The organism is Blautia sp. CAG:257, from assembly GCF_000433815.1.
Lineage (GTDB): Bacteria > Bacillota > Clostridia > Lachnospirales > Lachnospiraceae > Blautia_A > Blautia_A caecimuris.
Genome location: NZ_HF999028.1, coordinates 1 through 660 on the forward strand (window position 1 = coordinate 1; position 660 = coordinate 660).

Annotated in this window: 1 protein-coding gene; it reads right to left on the reverse strand. The window is 43.0% G+C overall.

Annotated features, from left to right (window positions below; translation table 11 throughout):
• A partial coding sequence (locus tag QVP40_RS04595; RefSeq protein ID WP_288200328.1) for an ABC transporter ATP-binding protein occupies nt 1-509 on the reverse strand: 509 nt, incomplete at its 3' end.
• Between the last annotated feature and the right edge of the window lie 151 nt (nt 510-660).

The window sequence follows — 660 nt, forward strand, 5'->3', positions numbered from 1 at the left end:
CCTGTAGGCTCGTCTGCCAGAACGATCTTTGGCTTGGAAGCCAGAGCCCTTGCAATAGCCACTCTCTGCTGCTGGCCGCCGGAAAGCTGATTGGGACGGTTCCTGGATTTTTCCGTCAGTCCTAAAAGGCTCAGTATTTTTCCGATAAACTCATCATCAGGTTTATTTCCGTCCAGCCGTATTGGAAGAACCACATTTTTATACACATTCAGCATAGATACCAGATTATAATTCTGAAAAATAAATCCAATATTTCTTCTGCGGAATACGGTACGCTCCTCGTCCTTCATATTCAGCAGAGACTGTCCGCCGATAATTACCTCTCCGCTGTCTGCATAGTCCAGACCGCCCAGCAGATTTAAAAGGGAGGTCTTTCCAGAGCCGCTGGTACCTACAATCGCAACAAACTCGCCCTTTTCTACTGAAATGCTGATATCGTCCACGGCTTTTACCAGGATGTCGCCCTGACCGTAATATTTTTTCAGATGCTTTGTCTCTAATATTTTCATAAAAATGTCTCCCTTCGTTATGTTGAGTCTATCATAACAAAAGGAGATTACAATCCGGTAACAATATGAAATTTTCCCTGCTGTTGTTTCATTCACTAAATCAATGATACATGAATTTTACACATAAGTGCAGAAGAAGCTCCTTTCTCTC